Here is a 21,903-nt window from a genome sequence, read left to right on the forward strand (position 1 = left end):
CTACGACCACGGCCTGCACGATGGATGGATGAGGCAAGCTGAGCCGATGGTGGATCCGGTCGCGGACGAACAGCTGCGAGCCCTGCTGGGCGCGCTGAAGACCCGCAGCGGCCTCAGCTACGAGAAACTGGCCGAGCGGGCGTCCTGCAGTCGCGGAGCCGCACTGAACTACGTGACCAAACCAGGTCATGGGCGGGGCGAGAGCGGACTCAAGGCACTGCTCGCCGCGATGGGGGCCGACGCCGTCGAAAGTGCCGAGGCACTCCGCCTGCTGAAGCTCACGCGTCCTGGCGACGTCGCGCCGGACGAGGTCGGTTTCGCCGCGGCCGCGGCGATGGCCGACTGCACGGTATGGGAAATGGAGCGGTTCACGCCCGCCGAAGCGTCCGTGCACGCCGCGATCGACCGCGGCGCTCAGGCTCCTGGCGAGCACCGTCTCATGGCGCCGCCGCCCTACGTGCCGCGAGTACACGACGCGGCTTTGCGCTCGGACATCACCGCTGCCGCGGGCGGCGATCTCTCGGCGTTGATCATGCTGCGAGGCGACTCCTCGACCGGGAAGACCCGATCGCTGCACGAGGCCCTGCGGGCCCTGTGCCCCGGCTGGGCGGTCGTGCGGCCTCGCTCGGCGGCGGCGCTGCGCGGCCTCGCGGCCTCCGACGTGCTGAGCCGCCGGCCCTGTGTGCTGTGGCTCAACGATCTCCACAAGTTCCTCGGCGCCGACGGGACCGGGCTTTCCCTCGACGTACTGCGGGACCTGCTCGCCGTCCAGCGGAAGCATCCGGTGGTGGCCGTCGGTTCCCTGTGGGCGGAGGCACTGAGCGACGCCACCACGGAGGAAGACCGGCACAGCGACACCATCGACCTTCTCGTCACCGACAACGAATGGGTGCGCTGGCACGACGTCAAGCCCGATCTGGTCGCCTCCGAACGCGTCAGTGCACGGGAACTGGCACTCAGGAGCGGAGATGCCCGGCTCGACGAAGCGCTCATCGACCGCGACCGTGTGGGATTCGCGCAGACGCTCGCCGGCGCCTTCGAACTGCTGCAGCGCTACACGAACGCACCCCACCGGCTGAACCGGCTATTGCTCGACGCCGCGGCCGACTCGCGACGCCTCGGGCACACTCACGCGCTGCCCCCTGCCTTGCTGCGTGACATCACCCTCGGGTTGTGGCGGGAAGAACGCGGCCGGACCAGCCCGCCCGAGGGCTGGTTCGACGGCGCCTTGGCCTACACCACGAAACCGCTCCGCTCCGCCCAGGGCGTCCGGGCCCTCATTCCCCTCGACGATTCCGCCGCCGAGCACGGCACCGCGGGCTACGACCTGGCCGACTATCTCGATCAGCATCTGCAACGCGTCCGGCGCAAGATCCCGCCCCCTGCCTCGTTCTGGGACGCCTGCCTCGCTCACGCGCCGCAGTCGCAGGTCCACCATCTCGGCCAGCGGGCCTGCCAGCGTCTTCTCTACGATCACGCGATCGGCCTCCATCGCCGAGCGGCGGAGGCCGGTGACCTGCGTGCCTTGGCGGAATGGGCGGCGATCCTGCGCCTGCGAGACGATCTCGACGGACTCACCGCGCTGTCGACGGACCGTCCGGAAAGCTGTGTGTTCCTGGAACTCGCGCGCCTGCGGGCGCGCCAAGGCATGCTCGCGCCCGCGAAACAAGCGTGGCACCAGGCAGAAGCGGCCGATCGCCTCGACCAAGCCGACCGGGTGCTCGCGGACATCGGGGCACGAGATCCACTGTGGGCAGCCCGGCAGTGGCGCGAGCTGGCGGCAGCCGGTTCGATTCGCCCATACCGGTTGATCACGAAACTCTACGAACTCGGGCTCCTGCCCGAAGCGATCGCCGAGTGCCGGTCACTTCTCCGCCGGGACGCCGACATGCCTCTTCTTCTCCTCACCCTCCAGGACAAGGCCGGTGACGACGAGGCCAATCTTCGCCTGCTCGAAGGATTCCACGAGCTGAAAGAGAAGAAGTACAACCCGATCGTCCGGCGGCTGACCGGAACGCCTGCCGCACCACGGGGCAACGACATCAGATCGGTCGCCGCCCGCCTGCACGAGGACGGCGACCTGCCGAAGTTGCGCGAGCACAGCGAGAAGTACCCGGACAAGATCGTGCGACGGCACCTGACCGAGCTGCTCCTGGCAGCCGACCTGGAGGACGAAGCGCGGGACCTGGCCGAAAGGTCCGGCGGCGCCAGTCGTGCCTACGTCGCGTTTCTCATCCGCCTGGCCCGATGGCGGGACCTGGGCAGACTGATCGCCGAAGGCGACAACGCGGCCAGCACAAGCCTGCGCCTTCATCTCGACGGTGCTCAAGATCTGGACGACACCGCACTGCGGATCAAGCAGCATGGTCTCGACACCGACGGGACGATCGCCGGCTGAGACGACAGACCTGTCTCAGGTCGAGGAACCGGCCTGGGCGACCACGTCACGCACCGTCGCCAGGGTCTCCTCGGGATGGTCCAGGTGCACGCTGTGCGTCGCCCCCGGCCAGCACTCGACCCGCCCGCCGAACGCGGCGGCGAAACGCTCGTGAGACCGCCGCATCGCGCTGTCCGGCTTGCGATCGGCGGTCACCACCACGGCGGGCAGCCGGGGCAAAACGGCGCCCTGCACCTCTTTCGCCAACGCCGTGATGCCGCGGACCGCGCGCGCCAGCATCGGGGCGTCGAGGTTCGCCGTCCGCACGAACGCGGCCTCGCAGTCCGGCCGGAGTTTCTGGCGTCGCGCTGCCCGGACGACGGCGGCGTGGGCGACGCGCGGAAAGACCTGGCGCAGCACGGGAACGGTCGAGAGCTTGCCGAGCGCACCCACCGTGCGCTCCAGAGCGGCGCACGTCCGGGGGTCGTCGATGGGCGTCGGATCGAGCAGGACCAGGCCGGCGACCTTTTCCGGGTACGCGCGGGCGAACAGCACCGCCACGGCACCGCCGAGACTCTGCCCGACGACCACGACCGGGCCGCGGTCCAGGCTGTCGACGAGCGCGCTCAGATGGGCCGCGGCGTCCGCCAGCGCACCGTCGTCCGTCGAGGTGCCGGTCCCCGGCCGGTCGTGCACGATCACCCGGCAGCCCGGATCGGCGACGAGACCTTCGACCAGACCGGGAAAGAAGCCGTCGCAGGACTCGGCACCGCCGGGCAACAGCAGTACCGGCTGCCCGGAATCGCCGTGGACCCGGACTCCGCCGTTTTCCATCCGCTCTCCTCGCCCTGTCGATCATTCAGCCTAGCGCGGATTTGCCATCCGGCCCGTAAGACCAGGTCGGCGCGGTGCCGCCCCGTGCGAACCGGCTCGCACAGTTCGCTCGAACCGGCGATCCATGGATGAACCGAAGATGAACAGAATTGACCCCTGCCGTCACGACCGGCCGCCGGACCTGGTTCTTCCGGCGGTCGGCGCAACCCCCGCGTGCCGCCGGTGGTACCACCGTGCACAGGTGATCACTTACGGTTGCGAGGCGAGGGGCGCGACCACCGGGAATCCTCATGCCGACACTCACCACCGTGGCCGACTGGACGATCACCGCGTCCGAGGACTTCGCCCGATTCACCTATCACCTCGGCGATGGCTACTGGGCGCCTCGCGTCTGGAACGGACGTGGCCTCGGGATCGCCGCCGCCGACCTCGCCACCTTCGACAGGGCGCTCGGCGAGACCTTGAGGCTCCCCCTCTACTGGCGGGCCCGCGCCGGCCGTGGCGACAGCAGCGCCGGAGATCGCGAGGTCTGGTCGGAGCCCTGGTACGAGCCGGACGACGACTTCGTCTACATCAGCGGCCCTTGCCGGTCCGCCGGGCACGCTCTGGGCTACCGGCCGGTCCCCGCCTTCGACATCGATCTGGTCCACCTGCGCGGGCTGCGGATCAGGGTCGCCGCGTACCGGGCGGGCGGCGATCGGCTACGCGCAGGGGCGCAGCGCCGTCCCGTCGGGTAAGTATCGCTTCCGCTCGTCCTCGGTCAGGGAACGCCCGGCCAGCCGGCAGGCGCGGTCCAGCCACGCGCCCTTGACGAACGGCCATTCGACGACCACCGAACCGTTGGCGGCGACGAGATTCGCGCCGTCCGGCGAGGGCGCGAGCGACCAGACGTAGCCGATGCCGGACTCCAGCTGGCGCCCGATCTGAAGGCCGCCGGCGACGTCCCACAGCCGGAGGGTCCCGTCCTGGCTCCCGGAGGCCAAAGTCGCGCCGTCGGGCGAGTACGCCAGGGCCAGCACCATGTCGGTGTGCCCTTGAAGGGTGCTTTTCGTCGTGCCGTCGGCCAGTGTCCAGATGCGGATGCTCCGGTCGTCGCTGCCGCTGGCGAGGAATCGCCCATCGGGGCTGAACGCGAGGCTCGTGACCGGCAGGGCATGCCCGGTGACGGTCACGACGTCCCGGAACCGTTCACTCTTGCCTGCGAAGGAGATCTGCGGCGGGGCGGAGGCACCGTCGCCGGACGCGACGGCGACCCTGTCGCCGTCCGCGCTCAGGGCGATCGCCGTCACGGCGCCTTTGACCGCGGTGAAGGACGTGCCGGGCAGGTCGGTGAACAGCACTTGACCGTCGCTGAAGCCGGCGGCCAGATTCCCCCGGCCGTCGGCGACGAGAGCGGTGACCGCGGTACCCGGCCGGTCGGCCAGCGTCCGGGTCACCCCGGTGACCGGGTCGAGTTCGTGGAGGGTTCCGCGGTCGGTGCCGACGGCGATCGCCCCTGACGGCCGCCAGGCGAGCCCGGCAACGGAGCCCTCGAAGTTACGAGTGTCCCTTGTGGACCCGTCGCGGGTCAGCCGGACGACGCCGTCCGCGCCTCCCGACACGATGGCGCCGTCGGAATTCCTGGCGACGGCCTGGATCGGCCCGGCCGCCTCGGCGAGCGGGGTACCGGCCGGGGATCGCCTGCCGCTGAGGTCCCACGAGATCACCCGGCCGTCCTGATCCGCTCCCACCAGGAAATCGCCTCCGCTGCCGAGCGCGACGACAGGCTTGACGAGGCCGGGACGGGTGGGCTCGACGGCCAGCGGTCCCGGAGCGAGGCGCCATGACGTGATCGTGCCGGTATCCGATCCGACGAACACCGTGCCGCCGTCACCGGACGACACGACCGCGGTCCCGCCCGGTGCGTCCGTCCACAAGGGAGGTTGCCCGGTGCGGAGATCCCATACGCCGATGCGGTTCTCGTCCGCCGTCACCACGCGTGCACCGCCGACGACGTCGAGCCGCATCGTCGTGCCGGTCGCCACGCTCCCCGGCTCGGCGAGGGCGGGCAGTTCGGCCCCGTCGCCGAGCCGCCAGCGTTTGAGCTCCCCCGCCGTCGTGAGGGCGACGACCTGGTCGATCTCGTCGGCGACGGCGAGTGCCACGACATCGCCGCTCCGGGCCAGAGACGGCAAAGGTGCCGCATCGCCGGTCAGCCGCCAGCGTTCGATCTCGCCGAACCGGGTCGCGGCGAACACCTGGTCGTGTGCCGGGTCGAGGGCGACGCCGACCACGGCGGAGGCCGCCCGGACCGGGTCGCGGACCGGGGCCGCGGCTCCCGCCCGGTGCAGTGTCGTCAGCCCGGTGGCGTCCGCGGCCGCGATGAGATCACCGGCGGTCGTGACCGCGCTGATGTTCGCGTGATGACCGGTGAAGCAGAGACCGGTCCGGTGACCGTCCGCCGGGGACAGCGCGCAGACCTCACCGTCGGCGGTGCCGACGATCGCGGACCCGTCGCGGGTGAACCTGGAGGCGACGGCCGTCGCGTGCCGCCCTGCCGGGAGGAGATACGCGAGGGGACCACTGCGCGCGGAGACCACGTCCATGACGGCCGCACGGGTGACGGCGTTGTCGTCGGTCTCCGCCCCCGCGACGGCCAGCAGCGCGCCGAGGTCCCGCTCCTGGCCACTCACCGAACGCGACCGGGCCGCGAGCGAAACGGCGTCCGCGACGGTCTTTTCCCGGCTGATGCGCCGTTGCTGACTCACGACGACGAACGTGATCGCCACCGCGGCGGCCAGTGCCGCCGCCAGGAGGCCGAGCAGCCGCGACCGCCACCGTTGCCGATGCTCGAGGCGGCTGCTCAGCGAGAGGAACCGCAGTTCGACGTCGTTCACCGTCAGCCCGCCCGCCCGGCGCGCGACCTCGATGGCGGTGAGCCGCGCGCCCCGCAGCAGATAGCTCGGGTCGCCGCTGTGCCGGTCCCACGCCGCCGCGCCGCCGCTGAGGTCGTCCTGCGCGCGCTTCGCTTCCCGGTCTTCGGTCAGCCAGGTCCGCAGCCGGGTCCAGGCGCGCAGCACCGTCTCGTGGGTGATGTCGACGATCGGGGCCTCGGTCGTGGTGTCCAGATCGGTCGTGAGGATCCGGGCGGCGGCGAGCCGATCGGCGACCTCGCGAACGGCGGTTTCGTCGTCGGCGTCGGTCACCAGATCCTCGAGGCGGGCCCGGCGGCGCACCGCGACGGCGTTCTCGCCGAGATGCGACAGCCGCAGCATCATCCGGCGCGCCGTCGCCCGCTGCCGGTCGCTCAAGGATTCCCAGACGAGTTCGGCGGCGTGGTCGATCGCGCCGTCGAGCGCGCCTGCCTTCGCGTACTCGGCGAGGGTCAGCCAGCCGTTGCGCCGCCGTCGCCACGTTTGCGCCAACGCGAACGACAGCAGCGGCAGCGCGTTCTCGGCGGCGCTGGTGTCGGCCAGCATCCGGTCGATCAGTTCCGGCTCCACGCGCAAGCCGACCTGGTCCGCCGGTTTCTCGATCACCTCGCGGACGGCCCGCGGCCCCAGCGGCAGCACCCGATGCTGGGCTTCCGAGACCGCCCGCGCCAGCGCGGGTTCTTGATCGAGATGCGGGTAGAAGTCCGACCGCAACGCGACGAGCACCCTGGTCTCGGCGGACGGATCCGGACCGGCGATCGCGGCGAGGAACGCGGCACGTGAGCCGGGATCCACCGCCGGGTCGAACACCTCCTCCAGCTGGTCGATCACCCAGATCGTCGGCCCGCCGACGACGCTCCGGACCGCCGCGTCGAATTCGCCGAACCCGGCCGGATTCTCCTTGAGCGCCATCGCGATCTCGTCCGCGTGAGTTCCGGTGAGCTTCGCCAGAACGGCCGCCAGCTGCTCGACCGGCTGACCACCGGGCCGGATCGGCACCACGGTCCACCCGGCCGAACCGGCGACCGCGCCGTCGGCGAGGGCGGGAAGCACCCCGGCCGACAGCAGCGACGACTTGCCGCTGCCGGACGACCCGACCACGGTCACCAGCCGCGCCCGGCGGAGCAGGGCGAGTACGGCCTCGACATCTCTTTCCCTGCCGTGGAAATACGCCGCCAGCCGTTCACCGAACGCGTCCAGACCGGGATACGGGCAGAGATCCGAGGCCCGGCCCGGCCGCGTGACGTGGTCACCGAACGGGGCACCGTCGTCGGCGAGGACGTTGACGGGGCCGTGAACGGTGAGATCCCGGCCCGCGACGAGCCCGCCGCGCAGCTCCAGATCGCCGTGCTGGACGACCGGCCCGGCGTTCTCGACCGACAGCGTCCCCGCCGCCTCGGCCTCGTCGTCTTTCCGGTTCATCTCCTGACGACGTAGTGACGGTTGTCGTAGCTGCCGTTGGCGATCTGGTTCGAATCCACGGATACGCGGAGGTCACAGGAACCGGGCTGCGCGCCTGGGTCCGTGAGAGGGACCCGCACGGTGAAGGTGATGGCCGCGCTGTTGGTTCCGCCGACGCTTCTCGGGGCCTCCGGCTCGCCACAGGCCCCGTTCGCCTGCGTATAGATCATCAACGGCGGTATCGCGTGCATGGCCGTCACTCGCACCTGAAGCGTCGCGACGTGGCCCGGCGCCGAGTAGAACAGTGTGTCCGCCGAACCCAGCCAGCCGATCTTGACCGCCAGCTTGTTCACCATCCAGGTCAAAACGACGGGCTGAGCAGGCGCGAAGGCGGCGTTCCCGGCTTGCGTCGCGGTGACCTCGCAGCTCAACGGCACCGACTGGGCACGGGTGGTGGTGCCTGCGAAGTCGGCCGCCCAGCAGCTGCCACCGCGGCCACCGTTCTGGAGCTGGTAGGTGACGGGAAGGCCCGAGGTGGCGCAGGCGCGCAGGGTCACTTCGACGTCCGGCCACTGGTGTGTGCCGGGCGGGGTGAAGTAGATCCGCTGCTGGGCTCTCCCGTCCCCCGCCGGTCCGGGAGGTGGCTTCCCGCACGGGTTGCCAGGGGCTCCGGGCGCCGGCTGGGGCTTCCCCGCGGGGCCAGGGGCCTGCCCAGGACCTGTTCCGGGCCGGGGCGGCTGGTTCGACGGTGGTGCCCCCGTCCCGCCGGGCTTGCCAGGGCCTGCCGAGGCCGACGCGCCGGGCACCGGGTCCGTTCCCGACGACGGCGGGATCGACGTGGAGTCGGCGGAGGTTTCCGGCCCCTGCGGCAAATCGGGGTTCTTGGCCGCCGGTTCGCGGCCGCAGGACGTCAGCGCGATGACCAGGAGGAGCCCGGCCGCGAGACTCCCGGCTCTGCTCGTGTTCGCCATGTCATTCCCCTGGAGCGGAGATGGTGATGTCCCGTCCGGCGACCTGGCGGGTGCCTTTGATGGACACATTCCCGCCGATGGCCAGCGCTCCGGCGTCCCGCACTCGAATGGCGGGGTGGCCGGTCGCTTTTATCCGCTCGGCCAGCTCCGAAAGCGAGGCCGCGAAATCGGCGTCGGAACCCATGATCTCGTCGAGGTGATCTTCGACGGCGGCTTGCCTGCGCTGATTGTCCGGCTGCTCCGCGAGGCGCTCCATCGCTCCCGAAGCCTGCGGGTCGGACGAGAGCCTGCCGCGCACTTTTTCCCATAGGGCGCGAAGTCCTTGCGTGACACCTTCGTCGACGACCTCACTCGCGACACCGGCCAGATGCCTGCCATAACTGATCAAGAACGACGTGATCGCCGCCGCGGAAACCGCATCCATGCCACCCTCCTGGAACCCCTCTGGCATATCCCGTGCGCCGTTCAGCGTACTCACTCCGGGGAAATCGGGACAAGCGAAGGGATATGTCTCCAAAATGACATCTGAATGGCAAAGTTTTTGTCGAAATCCGTGATTCTTTTTCCGGTTTCCAAGAAAGTGTCAACGGGATTCGGTGGCGCTGGTCCAGGCGGCCGCACGGGAGGAGGTGACGCGCGCCCGTGTCAGCGTGTTTTTGTCGAGTCGTGCGCATTTCCCGCAGAACCGTAACAACTTTCGGTCTTCTTACGCCATACCGGACAGCTGTCGCGTTCTTTCCGGTCCCCGCGCAGGAGGAGTTCGTGTCATGAGGTCTCGTCGTCCACTGTTCTCACGAAGATCACGGCGTGCACTGGCGATGGGTGTGGTCGGTCCGCTCGTAGGCGCCCTCGCGGTCGCGCTCGTCGCCGCGGCGCCCGCCGAAGCCGCGGTGCCCGCCGGTTTCACCGACACGGTGGCGATCGGCGGGCTCAGTTCGCCGACCGCCACCGCGTTCGCGCCGGACGGCCGGGTGTTCGTCGCGGAGAAGAGCGGTCTGCTCAAGGTCTTCGACTCACTCGCCGACCCGACGGCGACGGTCTTCGCCGACCTGCGTCCGCAGACTCAGGACTTCTGGGACCGCGGCCTGCTGGGACTGGCTGTCGACCCGGCTTTCCCTGCCAGGCCTTACGTCTACGTGTCCTACACCCTCGACGCGCTGCCCGGCGGCACGCCGCCGCAGTGGGGTGACACCTGCCCGACCCCGCCCGGCGCCACCGCCAAGGGCTGTGTCGTCACCGGCCGCGTCTCCCGGCTGACCATGGGCCCGTCCGGTACGGCCGTCAGCGAGAAGCCGCTGGTCACGGGCTGGTGCCAGCAGTTCCCCAGCCACTCGATCGGCGCGCTCGCCTTCGGGCCGGACGGCGCCCTGTACGCGGGCGGCGGCGACGGCGCCAGCTTCACCTTCGCCGACTACGGCCAGGTCGAGAACCCCTGCGCCGATCCACCCGAGCCCGCCGGGACGAACCTCACGCCGCCGACGGCCGAGGGCGGCGCGCTGCGCTCGCAGTCACCGCGACGGCCTGCCGGGGAGCCGGTCCTGCTCAACGGCACGTTGCTGCGCGTCGATCCCGACACCGGCGAAGGTCTGCCCGGTAACCCCTTCGCGGGCAGTACCGACGCCAACGCCCGGCGCGTGATCGCCTACGGCGGGCGGAACCAGTTCCGGTTCGGCTTCCGGCCGGGCACCAGTGAGCTTTGGGCGGGCGACGTCGGCTGGGACACCTGGGAGGAGATCAACCGCGTCGCCGACGTCGGCGACAGCGTGGCGGAGAACTTCGGCTGGCCTTGTTACGAGGGCAACGCCCGGCAGGCCGGGTACGACGGCGCGAACCTCGACCTGTGCGAGTCCCTGTACACCTCCGGCGGGCAGACGGCGCCCTACTACACCTACAACCACCGCGCCAAGGTGGTCGCGACCGACCCGTGCCCCACCGGCGGCTCTTCGGTCAGCGGCATCGCCTTCGAATCCGGGAGCAACTACCCGGCCGAGTACTCCGGCGCGCTGTTCTTCTCCGATTCCTCCCGTGGTTGCATCTGGGCGATGCAGACCGTCGACGGCCAGCCGGACGCGAGCCGTCTGGTGCCTTTCGTGACTGGCGTCAACACACCGGTGCAGGTGCTCACCGGCCCTGGCGGCGACCTGTTCTACGTCGCGCTGGGCAGCGGCGAAGTCCGTCGCGTGAGCCATCCAGGCGGCACCAACCGACCCCCGACCGCGGTGGCCACGGCGAGCCCGGCGAGCGGCCCCGCGCCGCTGACGGTCACGTTCGACGGCACCGGTTCCACCGATCCCGACGCCGGGGACACCCTGTCCTATGCCTGGGACCTCGACGGTGACGGCGCCTACGACGACTCGTCGGCCTCGCGCCCCACCTGGACCTACACCGCGGCCGCCGCCGTCGACGCCGGGCTGCGGGTGACGGACTCCCACGGCGCGAGCGGGACCAGGACGGTGCGGGTGACCGTCGGGAACCCGGAGGGTCTCGACCCGGTGCCGGTCATCGACAGCCCGGCGGGCACGCTGACCTGGTCGGTCGGCCAGACCGTGGCGTTCTCCGGCCGCGCTGTCGACGCGCAGGACGGCGAACTCCCGGCGTCGGCGCTGTCGTGGCGGCTCGCGATCCGGCACTGCGCGACCAACGGCACCTGCCACACGCACAACGTCCAGGACTTTCCCGGTGTCGCGGCAGGCTCGTTCGTCGCACCGGACCACGATTACCCGTCGTATCTGCAGCTGACCCTCACGGCGACCGACTCGAGCGGGCGCACCGGCACCAAGACGGTCGACCTCCAGCCGAAGACGGTGTCGCTGAACTTCGTCTCCGACCCGAGCCAGGCGCTGCTCACCGTCGGCGGCGCCCAGGAACGCACACCGTTCTCCCGGACGGTGATCGCCGGATCCACCAACTCGATCAGCGCGGACAGCCCGCAGAACCTGCCACCGCTCAACCTGAAGTACGCCTTCACCGACTGGTCGCACGGCGGCGCGCGGACGCAGAACATCGTCGCACCGGGCACGTCCACGACCTACCGGGCGAACTACCGGCTCTGCTGGCTGCTGCGCCCCTGCTGAGCCGTCACCGTCCGTGGTCCCGGCCGCGCCCTCGCGGCCGGGGCGACGGTGGTCACCCGTCGAGCACGAGCAGCACGTGATCACCGTCCTTTTCGGGCAGCAGCCGGAAACCGCACTTCTCCAGCACGCGGACCGACCCCACGTTGGTCTCCACCGGATCGGCGTACAGCGGCCGTACCGGCATCTCGTCGAGGAACAGCGTGAGCCCTCGCGATCCGACACCTCCTCCCCAGAAATCCCTTCCGTACCAATAACCCACCCATTGCCTGCCGTCCTGCGGCCAGGCCACCACGTTGCCCGCGACCCGGCCGCCGACCAGAACGGTGCGCACGGTCACCGCCGGATCGCCGAGCACTTTGGTGTTCCAATGCTTCATGAACCGCTCACGGTCACGCGGCGGGAACGCGGCGCGGCTCGTGGCCTCCGGGTCCTGCTCCTGCTCGAAGAACACGTCGAGATCGGCTTGCTCGACGGCCCTGAGCCATACCTCGTTCGTCATGTCCATCTCGTTCGTCATCGCCACCTCGTTCGTCGTGCCCAGTGTGGCAGCGGCCACCGACAGTTTTCGGCGATGCACACTTTTCCCTTCCAGGAAACGGAATCCGGGACGCCGTAAGATCACCGAAAGGTCGGAACCCACACCGGGAAAGCGCCGTCGGATCGCCAATTCAGCTCCCGCGTGGAAGGTGACTCCGATGGACTACCCCGACCAGCAGCACACTCCCGCACGGCCGTCGACCGTCAAGCCCGGCACGGCCGTCGGGATCTTGATCGCCGTGATCGTCTTCGTCGCTTTCTACATCACCGGTTTCGCCGCTCCCGGTTTCCTGCTCGGCAAGGGCGAAAGCATCCCTCTTCCTGCCCCGTCGTCCAGTCCGGCACCGACTTCCGGCCTCACGAGCAGCCCGGACGGCACGACGATCAGCCGGGCGACCCGGCCGAGGATCACCGTGACCCGGCGGCCGTCCCCTCAAACGCCCGAGAAGGGGGTTCAGGTGATCACGGACTTCCTCGCCAAGATCGCCGGGAACGACAAGGCGGGGGCGATCGCGCTGGCCTGCGAAGAGCAGAAGAGGTTCATGGACGACAAGATCGACTCCCTCCTCCCGCCGGGTTCCCGCGTCGGGATCACCCGGACCAGCGGAACGTCCAAGTTCGTCCTGGCCGATGTCGCCGGAACCGTCGAGAACCGCTCCGCCAAAGGCACCGTCATCGCGGATCGCAAGGATGACGGGGGCTTCTGTGTCACGACCTTCAGCATTCGCGACGCCTGACGGTCACGCTTGCCCGGAGTCTTCGATCGGGAATTGGATCGGGCTGAGCAGGTACTGGGTGCGGCCAGGGCCGGGCTCGTTGGACAGCACGGGAACGATGGCCTTCTGCATCGCGCCGATCACCTCGAGAAGTTCCTCTCGGGAGAGCCAGACGGCGTGCTGGCGGTACCCCACCAGGTCCGCGACCGGATCGGCCCCGTCCCGGTCCAGGTAGGCGTCGAACTCGGCGACCAGCGCGGCCAGCGCGACGGCGAAGCTCCGCCTGAAGTCTTCGGTGGACGCCGACGCGATGGCTTCGGGATCGATGGCCGCACGATCCTGGCGGAGACGGTAGCCGCGCTCGACAGCGCCCCGCACCCGCCGTTCCTCGGCCACTTCCAGGACACCGCCCGCGTCGAGGAGTTCGACATGCCGGTACACCATCGCCTTCGAGGCATCGGGGACGCGTGCGCAGAGCTGGGCCGTCGTGAGCACCCGCTCCCCGCGCATGGCGTGCACGATGCGCAAGCGGACCGGATGTGCCAGGAGTTCCAACGTGTTCACCACCGAACGATCTCATGATGTGCTACCTTTCGCAAAACATGCGAAAGGTAGCTGAGATGAACCTGGGGCCCACTCCCGCCGCCGCCGCGACGGCGGTCGTCGAGATGCTGCACGAGGGACGCTTCGACGAGGTCGAAGCCCTCTTTGCGCCGCCGTTGCGCGCGGTCGTCCCGGCCGGCGCGCTGCGGGCCGCGTGGACGGCCGAAACCGGCAAACACGGCTCCGTCACCGGCTTCGGGGATCCGGTCGCCGAACCCGCCGTCGCGGCGCTCGTCCGGGTGGGCGTTCCCGTGCGCTGCGAGCGCGGTGACCTCACGGTGCTCATGTCGGTCGACGAGGGCGGTCTCCTGCAAGGTCTTCAGCTCGCGCCCGCGACGAGTCCTGCGTGGACGCCGCCGCCCTATGCGGACCCGGCGACGTTCACCGAACACGAGATCACGCTCGGCGCCGGTTCCTCCGCCGTGGCGGGGACGCTGACCATGCCGAAGGGACCCGGCACCCGGCCCGGCGTCGTCCTGCTGTCCGGCGGTGGACCGTTCGACCGCGATGAGACCAGCGGGCCGAACAAGCCGCTCAAAGATCTCGCCTGGGGTCTCGCCTGCCGGGGTGTGGCGGTGCTGCGCTTCGACAAGATCACCCACGGCCTGCCCGAAACGGCGAACGCCCCCGGCTTCACGATGTCCGACGAATACGTGCCGCACGCCACGGCCGCCATCCGCCTGCTCCAGCAAGAGTCCACTGTGGACCAGGTCTTCGTGCTCGGGCACAGCATGGGCGGCAAGGTCGCGCCACGGGTCGCGCTCGCCGAGCCCGCTGTCGCGGGACTGGTCATCATGGCGGGCGACACCCAGCCGATGCACCACGCCGCGGTCCGGGTCGCCCGCCACCTGACGACCACGGCCCCCTGGCTGATCGACCAGGGAGCCGTCGACCTGTTCACCCGTCAGGCGGCCAACGTCGACAGCCCCGACCTCTCCCCCGCCACACCGGCCGCGGACCTGCCTTTCGGCTTCTCCGCGTCGTACTGGCTCGATCAGCGCGGCTACGATCCGGTCGCGGCCGCCGCGGGACTGGACAAGCCCATGCTCATCCTCCAGGGCGGCCGCGACTACCAGGTGACCGTCGAGGACGATCTGCCGCGCTGGAGAACAGGTCTCACCCATCGCCCGGACGTCACGATCCGCGTCCACGACGCCGCCGATCACCTGTTCTTCCCCGGCACCGGCCCCTCGACCCCGGCGAGCTACACGGAACCGAACCACGTCGACCCCGCGGTGGTCGACGACATCGCGGACTGGCTGCGCGCGCGGAGGTGACCCTTCTCGTCGAGTCGTCCGGCCTCAGGATCCCTCCAGCAGGTCCAGCTGTTTCTGAACCCGGCCGGACTCGTCGTTGCGTAGCTGGGATTGGTACAGGCGCAACGCTTCGAGCCAGGTCTCGCGCGCTTCGTCCCGGTGGCCGAGTGCCGCGTGTGTCCGGGCGATACTGTCCAGTGTGTCCGCCGACGCGTAGGTCGCGCCGAGTTCGCGGCGAAGCGTGAGTGTGCGCTCGAACCGTTCGAGCGCCTCGGCGTGGTCTCCGTTGGCGAAGGCGAGTTCGCCGAGGGTATTGAGCACAGCCGCCTCGCCCACGGGATAGGCATGCTCGCGGAAAAGGGCGAGCGCCGCCTCGCAAGCGCTCTCGCCACGCGCGTTCTGCCCGAGTTTGATGGCGAAGGACGCCATCATGGTCAACGCCCACGCTTCCCGGATCGGCCGGTTCGCTTCGCGGTAAAGCGTCATCGCCCGGCAGGCGTGGTCCAGCGCTTTCTCCAGTTCTCCTTGACGGGCCCACATATGCGCGGCCGCGTGGTGCACGGGGGCCCGGTAAACGACATTCACCTCGTCCACTCCCGCGAGCGCTTGTTTGCCGTGTTCGAGCGCTTTGCCGTGCTCGCCCTGACGCGAGTAGGCGTTGAGCAGCATCTGATGCGCCAGGGTCAGCGGCAGCGGTTCACCCAGCCGTTCGACCGCGGTGAGTGCCGTCTCCCAGACGGCGACGTCGGAATGGATATGTCCTTGCCACCAGTGATAGGCGTGCAATCCCCAGGCCAGCTGCCAGACCGGGGAAAGCCATCCCCGCTCGAGCGCCGCCTGCTGGACGGAAATGAGGTTGAGGTGTTCCGCGTTGAACCACGAAAGCGCGTCCGGCGGATTCCGCAGGGCACGCGGCGAGCAGCCTTCGTGCGGGGCGGGCAGCTCGATGGTCTGGCTGTCCGGGTCCAGCAGGAGGTCCGCGGCGTGGGCGGTGTGCACGTGGAAGTCGACGAACCGGCGGAGGGCGTCGTCCCGCGCGGCCTGGTCGTGCCGCTGCCCGTCGGCGTAGAGCTTGACCAGATCGTGCATCCGCCACCGCCCTGGGACATGCTGGTGGATGAGGGACGCCCGTTCCAGCGCCTGCAGTTCCGCGGAAACGCGCCCGGCGGGCATGTTCGTCAAGGTGGCCGCGGCGGTGAGGTCGATGTCGACGCCCGGAGCCATTCCCAGCAGCTCGAAGATCTTCGCCTGATCGTCGGACAGCGCCGCGTAGGACCACGACAGGACGGCGGGCAGGCTGGCGGCGGGATCGCCTTCGTCGAGCGCGCCCAGCCTGGTGGTCGCGTCACGCAGCTCGGCGGCGAGGACGGCGAGCGGGAAGTCGCGGTGCGCTTCGGCACGGCCGGCGACGATGCTCAGCGCCAGCGGGAACCCGCCGCAACACGACAGGAGTTCCTCGACAGCTTCTGGTTCGGCGTTCAGCCTGGCCGCGCCGAGTCGCGTGGCGAGCATGTCCCGTGCCTCGGCGGCGGAGAAGACGTCCACGGGAATCGGGCGCGCGCCGTGGGCCGCGACGAGACCCGCCAGGCGGTCACGGCTGGTGATCACGACCGCGCAACCGGGGCTGGCAGGCAGGAGCGGGATCACCTGTTTGGTGTCACGGGCGTTGTCCAGCACGATCAGCATCCTCTTGTCCGCCAGGATGCTGCGGTAGAGCGCCGCTTGCGCCTCCAGTTCGGCGGGCACCCGCGCCGGGTCGACGCCGAAAGTGTCCAGGAAACCCTGCACCACCGCGCTCGGTGACAGCGGCTGCCCCTCCGGCGCGAAGCCGCGGAGGTCGACGAAGAGCTGGCCGTCCGGGAACAGGTCGAGATGCTGGTACGCCCAATGCAGCGCGAGCCAGGTCTTGCCGACACCGCCGGTGCCGAAGATCGCGGAGATCACGATCGTCGCGGACTGGTCCGCCGCTTCTTCCAGCACCGAGGTGAGCACGGCGAGTTCGTCGGCGCGGCCGGTGAAGGAGCGCGGCGCCGCGGGCAGCTGCCGCAGTTCCGGCTCGGCACGGGACGCCGCGAGATACGTGAGATCCGCCGGATCCTGATGGTCCGGCAGCCAGATCCAGCCGATCGCCGACGTGCCCTTGACCTGGACGCGGGCAGGCCGGAACGTGGCCGGATCGATCTCTTCACTATGGCGCACCACTTCGTCGAAGAACCATTTCGACACGATCACCGCGAGCACACCCTCCGAGCGGGCCAGCGCTGTCCTCAGCGGGGCCGCGTCCAGCAACCGGAAGGTGAAATTGACCGATTCCGCTGTCGCACCGTGGTCGTCATAGACGATTTCCCCGGCGTGCAAGGCCATGCGCAGCCGTATCCGTTGTTCGGCCGGATTCGCGATGTTGTGCTGAGTCAGCCTGGCCGCCAGGGCATTCGGGAGCACTTCGATGAAAGGCGCCTTCGGGATATGCGCGGGCGCGAGCACGAAAATCCCGTCACCGCGGTCTTCGTGATGACATTCCGCCCAGGGCGCCCCGGCGACCTCGAAACCTTGTGACAAGGCGTTGTACAACGCTTCGCGGACGACAAGCCGATGAGGTGTCGTCCGGCGCTGATCGGTGAACGCCTCCACATCCACGATGACAATCGTCCGATGTACCGCCTGCTGCCGGCGCTCCATCTTCCTATCCCCTCACGGCGACCTTGCGACTCTGCAACCGCGCCGATTCCCTGTATCGAAGGTACCACCGAGAGGAACCGGCGCGATGATTTCGAACGCGCCGGGAAAAGTTGTCAGCATTCCGTTTCGTCCCGGTCAAGGGAGCGGGCCACACAAGTACTGAAACTGGTGAAGGAGCCGTCAGAATCGATCTCGCCGGTTTTCCCGCGCCACGACATCGGGAAGGTCGGCCAGCCTGCCCAGCCCGTTCAACGGTTGACGCATCCTCGGATTGCCCCGCAGGCGATCCGCGTTGCGGTCGAGGAAGGCCCAATAACCGGCGGTGAACGGGCAGGCGTCGGCGCCCACTCGTTTCTTCGGGTCGTAGGTACATCCACCACAGTGGTCACTCATGCGGTTGAGATAGGCCCCGCCCGCCGCGTACGGCTTGGTGCCGACGATGCCCCCGTCCGCGTACTGACTCATCCCGACGACGTTGGCAGGCATGACCCACGGGAACCCGTCGACGAACGCGGTGGCGAACCAGCCGGTGAGCTCGGCCGGGTCGTAACCGCGTTGCAGGGCGTGGTTGCCCAGCACCATGAGCCGCTCGATGTGGTGGGCGTAGCCGCGGTCCCGCACACCGGCGAGCGCGGTGCGAAGGCAAGCCGCCTCGACCGAATCGGCGTCGAGCTCCCGCCACCAGCGAGGCAGCTTCCGGTGAGCGTGGAGTTCGTTCTTCTTCAGGTAATCCGGCCCCAGGTGCCAGTAGAGATGCCAGATCCATTCCCGCCAGCCGAGGATCTGCCGGACGAAGCCTTCCACACTCGCCAAGGGCGCGGCGCCGGACAGATACCGTTCCTCGGCGCGGCGGACGACGTCGAGCGGGTCGAGCAGGCCGAGGTTCAGCGGCACCGACAACAGCGCGTGCGACATCGCCCAGTCGGCGCTGAGCATGGCGTCCTGGTGCGGGCCGAAAGTCGCCAGCCGGTGGTCGAGGAACCGGTCCAGCGCCTCCTCCGCTTCGGCCTGGCCGACAGCGAAACGGCGAGGGCCGTCGACGCCGACGGGATGGATGTCGCCGTCCCGTTCCGCCTTGTCGAGATCCGCGCGCACCTGGTCGTCCACGTCGTCTTCGGACGGGAACCATGGCGCGGGAACGGGCAAGGTCGACCGGCCAGGCGGCGGGCGCCGGTTGTCGTGGTCGAAGTTCCATTTCCCGCTTGCCGGATCGCCGTCCGGTTCGAGCAGGACACCGAACCGGCGGCGCTGATCGCGGTAGAAGTCCTCCATCACGAACCGCTGCCGGTCCCGCGCCCAGGTCGCGAAGTCCTCTTTGGACCGGACGAACCCCGGCGTGGGCAGTACTTCCGTGACCAGGCCCTGTTCTCCCAAACGCCGCACCAATGCGTCGGCGGCGTGCGAGCCCGGCTCGTGCACCACGACCGGCCGCCCGAACCGGCGCAGCCCGTCGGCATAGGTCGGCGCGTCGACGATCCGGGCCCGGTCACCGAGATCCGCGGCGAGCCGCCGGATCCCGGCTTCGACCAGATGGATCTTCTGCCGGTGGAACGGGCGCCGCGCGAAAGCCGCCGCCGAGCGGATCAGCAGGACCTCGCGGTCCTGGTTCCCGTCCGTAGCGTGGAAATGCGGTCCCAGCTGATCACCGAACAGCCACAGCGGGTCGGAGCCGCCCTCGCGTCGCATAGCCTGGCCACCTTTCGATTCGCAATCGATGCAATCGTAGGCCGGTCAATCCTTCAGCCGCTCGGCGGCGAGGTCCAGCGCCCCGGCCAGGTCGTTCACCCAGGGGGCGCCGCGGACATTGAGCCCTTCCCAGCCGGGGCCCGCGACCGCGACGGCGAAACCGCGGTGCTGGAGGCGCTGGCGCAGCAGGTTGTCGACGGTCGTCGGGGACATCGACCACAGGACGACCAGCACCGGTTCGAGCTTCGCGACCATGCCGGCCGTGGTCTCCGCCGGCACCATGTGCCCGAGGTAGACGGCGGGGATGCCGATCTCCGCCATCGACGCGCGCAGGATTTCGACAGGCAGGCTGTGGCGTTCTTCGGGGCAGCAGGCGATGAGCACACGGCGATCCGACGGCGTGTAGGCGAACCGGGCGACATAGCGCTGGAGCGCGTAGGACACCTCGGAGGTGAGCGCCCACTCGGATTCGAAGCACACGTCGCCCCGTGCCCAGCGGACGCCGAGATCACGCAGGATCGGCAACAGGATGTCGGTCCACGTCCTCGCCGCGCCCAGCTCGTCGAGCGTTTCGTCGAGGAGGGCCGCGATGACGGGGAACTCGAGTTCCTCCGAGGCCCGCTCGAGTTCACCGGCCCGGCGATCGGGGGAAACCTCGGGGACCACGTCGTCCGCGCCGTCGAACACGGCGGCCGCGGCCTCGCGCGGGCGGATGCCGCGGCCGATCAGCCGCCGCATGTACCGGAGCTTGCGGACGTCGGCGTCGGAGTATCGGCGGTGACGCCCGTCCGGCCGCAGCGAAGGACCGACGCCGTAGCGCGATGCCCAGGTCCGGAGCGTCACCGGCGAGATGCCCAGTTCCTCGGCGACCATGCCGGGGGTCCAGGAACCCGCGCTCACCTCATCGACGTCCATCAACACCTCACGAGTCCAGGTGTAGTCCTCCCTTTGCACGGGCGCACACCGCGGCGGCCAGCTTACGAGATCACGCCCGTTCCGGCCGCGGCGACAAGGCCGGCGCGCGTGTCTTTCCCCGGCGGGCAGCGGGGAACGAGCGGTTGCTGAGTACCCGGCGGCGCCTCGGATCGACCGGGAGGGGGCCGGCTTCCGCCGGGCGCCGCCGGGCTCACGGAACCCGGCGCGAGGGGGAGGGTGGCCGGGCCCGCGGGGTGACGAAACGGCACGTCACCCAAGTTTTCGAGCGGTCGTTTTCGCTTCGTGAGCGAACCAGGACGATACACGAATACTGCAACGGTAGCGAATCGAATCCCACGAATGGCGGTCAGCCGGACGTGGTCAGTCGAGACAGAATTCGTTGCCTTCGATGTCCCGCATATTGATGCACGACTCGTTTTCCTCGTCGGCGAGCAGAACTTGATCGCGGACCGCGCCGAGCGCGACCAGCCGGGCGCACTCGGCCTGGAGCACGGCGAGACGCTCCTCTCCCACGAGCCCGGTGCCGACACGAACGTCGAGATGCACCCGGTTCTTGGCGACCTTGCCTTCGGGGACACGCTGGAAGTACAGCCGCGGCCCTTCTCCGGCGGGATCGCTGCAGACGAAACTCGCGTCCTGCTTTTCCGGCGGCAGCGTGCGGGTGTAATCGTCCCAAGTGGCGAATCCCGCCGGTGGCGGCGGCACGACGTATCCCAGCACCTCGCACCAGAAACGGGCGACACGCTCGGGTTTCGCGCAATCGAAAGTGATCTGTACCTGTTTTACCGACGCCATCAATCCTCCTTGGTCATTGTCGAACGGATCAAGCCTGCGGCGGGTAAATCGCTCCAGACCTGTGCGGGTACCTGCGCGGCGAAGGACTCTACGTTGCGCCGCACCTCTTCGGCGGACCGCATCCCCACCACGATTCCGGCGACGGCCGGATACCGGAGCGGGAAGGCCATGGCCGCCTGAGGAAGCGTCACACCGTGCGCCTCGCACACGTCGGCGATCTTGTTCGCCCGCTCCACGACCTCCGGTGTCGCGGCCTCGTAGTCGAAATGCGCTCCCGCGACCGGCCGCGGCACGGCGAGCAGCCCGGAGTTGAAGATCGACGCCGCGATCACCGAGACACCGCGTTCCCGGCACGCGGGCAGGAACGCGTCGAGCGCGCTGTGGTCGAGCAACGTGTGACGGCCGGATTGCATGATCACGTCGACGTCGGTCTCCCGGACCAACGTGGTCAGCATGGCCTCCCCACTCCCCTTGATCAGCTCGCTGTGCACGGTGCCACAAGTCGCGCGAAAGATCTCCTGAGTAACGGCGCCCGAGTCCAGAGTCACCTCGTGGTGAAGGTGGCAGCGGGCTCCTCGCAGGTCACGACCTCGAACCCCCGGCTCGGAAAGACCTTGTCCACGAAGAAGTCGTGCATCTCCGGATCGCCGTCGGCGCAACCGTCGCGCAGCACGGTCACGTGGTAGCCGCGGTCGGCCGCGTCGTAGGCCGTCGCGGCCACCATCGCGCTGGTCGCGACCCCGGCGATCGCGACGGTGTCGACGCCCCGCGCGCGGAGCACCAGGTCGAGATCCGTGCCCGCGAACGCGCTCGCACGGCGTTTCAGCACCACCACGTCCTCTTCGGCGACCGGCAGCTCGATCCCGGTTCCGGCCGAACCCTCGTGGAAGGTGTCCCCGGCCTCGTGGAACGTCTTGAACAGGGCGTTCCCCCGCGGCAGGTCGGCCCCGTTGCCCCGCAGCGCGAAGTGCACGAACACGACGAGCGCACCGGCCGCGCGGGCGCGGGGAAGCAGTGCCGTGAGCGGCGGCAGGACTTGCTTGGCGAACGGATAATTACCGGTGATCCCCCGCTGGAGGTCACCGATGATCAACGCGGTGGTCATGACGCGAAGCTACCAACAGTG

At 69.5% G+C, this 21,903-nt stretch carries 17 protein-coding genes; 5 read left to right on the forward strand and 12 right to left on the reverse strand.

Annotation, left to right across the window (positions count from 1 at the left end):
- Positions 1-28: 28 nt before the first annotated feature.
- Positions 29-2,398, forward strand: coding sequence for a hypothetical protein (locus tag AMYAL_RS0139745; RefSeq protein ID WP_143267885.1), 2,370 nt, complete (start codon positions 29-31; stop codon positions 2,396-2,398).
- A gap of 15 nt (positions 2,399-2,413) precedes the next feature.
- Here AMYAL_RS0139745 and AMYAL_RS0139750 read toward each other — a convergent pair whose 3' ends face one another.
- Complete coding sequence (locus AMYAL_RS0139750) at positions 2,414-3,211, reverse strand: alpha/beta fold hydrolase (RefSeq protein ID WP_020636876.1); 798 nt, start codon at positions 3,209-3,211, stop codon at positions 2,414-2,416.
- A gap of 290 nt (positions 3,212-3,501) precedes the next feature.
- On the opposite strand from AMYAL_RS0139750, the gene AMYAL_RS47400 reads away from it, so the two are divergent.
- A complete protein-coding gene (locus AMYAL_RS47400) occupies positions 3,502-3,948 on the forward strand; it encodes a hypothetical protein (RefSeq protein ID WP_020636877.1) in 447 nt (148 codons plus the stop codon).
- Here the strand turns inward: AMYAL_RS47400 and AMYAL_RS0139760 are convergent.
- The 3 genes from AMYAL_RS0139760 to AMYAL_RS0139770 are packed head-to-tail and all read right to left on the reverse strand — an operon-like array spanning position 3,913 to position 8,919.
- Positions 3,913-7,545, reverse strand: a complete 3,633-nt coding sequence (locus tag AMYAL_RS0139760) for a WD40 repeat domain-containing protein (RefSeq protein WP_020636878.1) — start codon at positions 7,543-7,545, stop codon at positions 3,913-3,915. The two genes, AMYAL_RS47400 and AMYAL_RS0139760, sit on opposite strands and share 36 nt — an antisense overlap.
- Positions 7,542-8,495 (reverse strand): hypothetical protein, encoded by a 954-nt coding sequence (locus tag AMYAL_RS49690; RefSeq protein WP_143267884.1) that lies wholly within the window; start codon positions 8,493-8,495, stop codon positions 7,542-7,544. The genes AMYAL_RS0139760 and AMYAL_RS49690 overlap by 4 nt, the downstream gene beginning before the upstream one ends.
- 1 nt (position 8,496) lies before the next feature.
- Positions 8,497-8,919, reverse strand: coding sequence for a hypothetical protein (locus AMYAL_RS0139770; RefSeq protein WP_020636880.1), 423 nt, complete (start codon positions 8,917-8,919; stop codon positions 8,497-8,499).
- A 394-nt stretch (positions 8,920-9,313) separates the two neighbouring features.
- On the opposite strand from AMYAL_RS0139770, the gene AMYAL_RS0139775 reads away from it, so the two are divergent.
- The gene (locus AMYAL_RS0139775; RefSeq protein ID WP_020636881.1) at positions 9,314-11,569 is read left to right on the forward strand and encodes a PQQ-dependent sugar dehydrogenase; all 2,256 of its coding nucleotides are present in this window, start codon (positions 9,314-9,316) and stop codon (positions 11,567-11,569) included.
- 52 nt (positions 11,570-11,621) lie between these two features.
- Here the strand turns inward: AMYAL_RS0139775 and AMYAL_RS0139780 are convergent, their stop codons facing one another.
- Positions 11,622-12,086: a GNAT family N-acetyltransferase gene (locus tag AMYAL_RS0139780; protein WP_245193316.1), complete on the reverse strand. Its 465-nt coding sequence runs from the start codon at positions 12,084-12,086 to the stop codon at positions 11,622-11,624.
- Positions 12,087-12,264: 178 nt separating this feature from the next.
- Here AMYAL_RS0139780 and AMYAL_RS0139785 point away from each other — a divergent pair, with 178 nt between their 5' ends.
- On the forward strand, positions 12,265-12,843 hold the full coding sequence (locus AMYAL_RS0139785) for a hypothetical protein (protein ID WP_020636883.1): 579 nt from the start codon (positions 12,265-12,267) through the stop codon (positions 12,841-12,843).
- Positions 12,844-12,846: 3 nt separating this feature from the next.
- Here AMYAL_RS0139785 and AMYAL_RS0139790 read toward each other — a convergent pair whose 3' ends face one another.
- Positions 12,847-13,386: a helix-turn-helix domain-containing protein gene (locus AMYAL_RS0139790; protein ID WP_026467824.1), complete on the reverse strand. Its 540-nt coding sequence runs from the start codon at positions 13,384-13,386 to the stop codon at positions 12,847-12,849.
- Between the two features lie 56 nt (positions 13,387-13,442).
- On the opposite strand from AMYAL_RS0139790, the gene AMYAL_RS0139795 reads away from it, so the two are divergent.
- Positions 13,443-14,702 (forward strand): alpha/beta hydrolase, encoded by a 1,260-nt coding sequence (locus tag AMYAL_RS0139795; protein WP_020636885.1) that lies wholly within the window; start codon positions 13,443-13,445, stop codon positions 14,700-14,702.
- 24 nt (positions 14,703-14,726) lie between these two features.
- Here the strand turns inward: AMYAL_RS0139795 and AMYAL_RS0139800 are convergent, their stop codons facing one another.
- The 6 genes from AMYAL_RS0139800 to AMYAL_RS0139825 all read right to left on the reverse strand — a co-directional run bounded on the left by AMYAL_RS0139800 (position 14,727) and on the right by AMYAL_RS0139825 (position 21,882).
- Positions 14,727-17,318, reverse strand: coding sequence for an ATP-binding protein (locus AMYAL_RS0139800; RefSeq protein WP_167336197.1), 2,592 nt, complete (start codon positions 17,316-17,318; stop codon positions 14,727-14,729).
- Positions 17,319-17,540: 222 nt separating this feature from the next.
- The gene (locus AMYAL_RS0139805; protein ID WP_020636887.1) at positions 17,541-19,046 is read right to left on the reverse strand and encodes a cryptochrome/photolyase family protein; all 1,506 of its coding nucleotides are present in this window, start codon (positions 19,044-19,046) and stop codon (positions 17,541-17,543) included.
- Positions 19,047-19,091: 45 nt separating this feature from the next.
- Positions 19,092-19,961 (reverse strand): MerR family transcriptional regulator, encoded by an 870-nt coding sequence (locus AMYAL_RS0139810; RefSeq protein WP_020636888.1) that lies wholly within the window; start codon positions 19,959-19,961, stop codon positions 19,092-19,094.
- A 381-nt stretch (positions 19,962-20,342) separates the two neighbouring features.
- On the reverse strand, positions 20,343-20,777 hold the full coding sequence (locus tag AMYAL_RS0139815; protein WP_020636889.1) for a VOC family protein: 435 nt from the start codon (positions 20,775-20,777) through the stop codon (positions 20,343-20,345).
- Complete coding sequence (locus AMYAL_RS47405; protein WP_039796089.1) at positions 20,777-21,232, reverse strand: aldo/keto reductase; 456 nt, start codon at positions 21,230-21,232, stop codon at positions 20,777-20,779. The genes AMYAL_RS0139815 and AMYAL_RS47405 overlap by 1 nt, the downstream gene beginning before the upstream one ends.
- Positions 21,233-21,321: 89 nt before the next feature.
- Positions 21,322-21,882: a cysteine hydrolase family protein gene (locus AMYAL_RS0139825; protein ID WP_020636891.1), complete on the reverse strand. Its 561-nt coding sequence runs from the start codon at positions 21,880-21,882 to the stop codon at positions 21,322-21,324.
- Between the last annotated feature and the right edge of the window lie 21 nt (positions 21,883-21,903).

Source organism: Amycolatopsis alba DSM 44262, assembly GCF_000384215.1.
GTDB classification, from domain to species: Bacteria; Actinomycetota; Actinomycetes; order Mycobacteriales; family Pseudonocardiaceae; genus Amycolatopsis; species Amycolatopsis alba.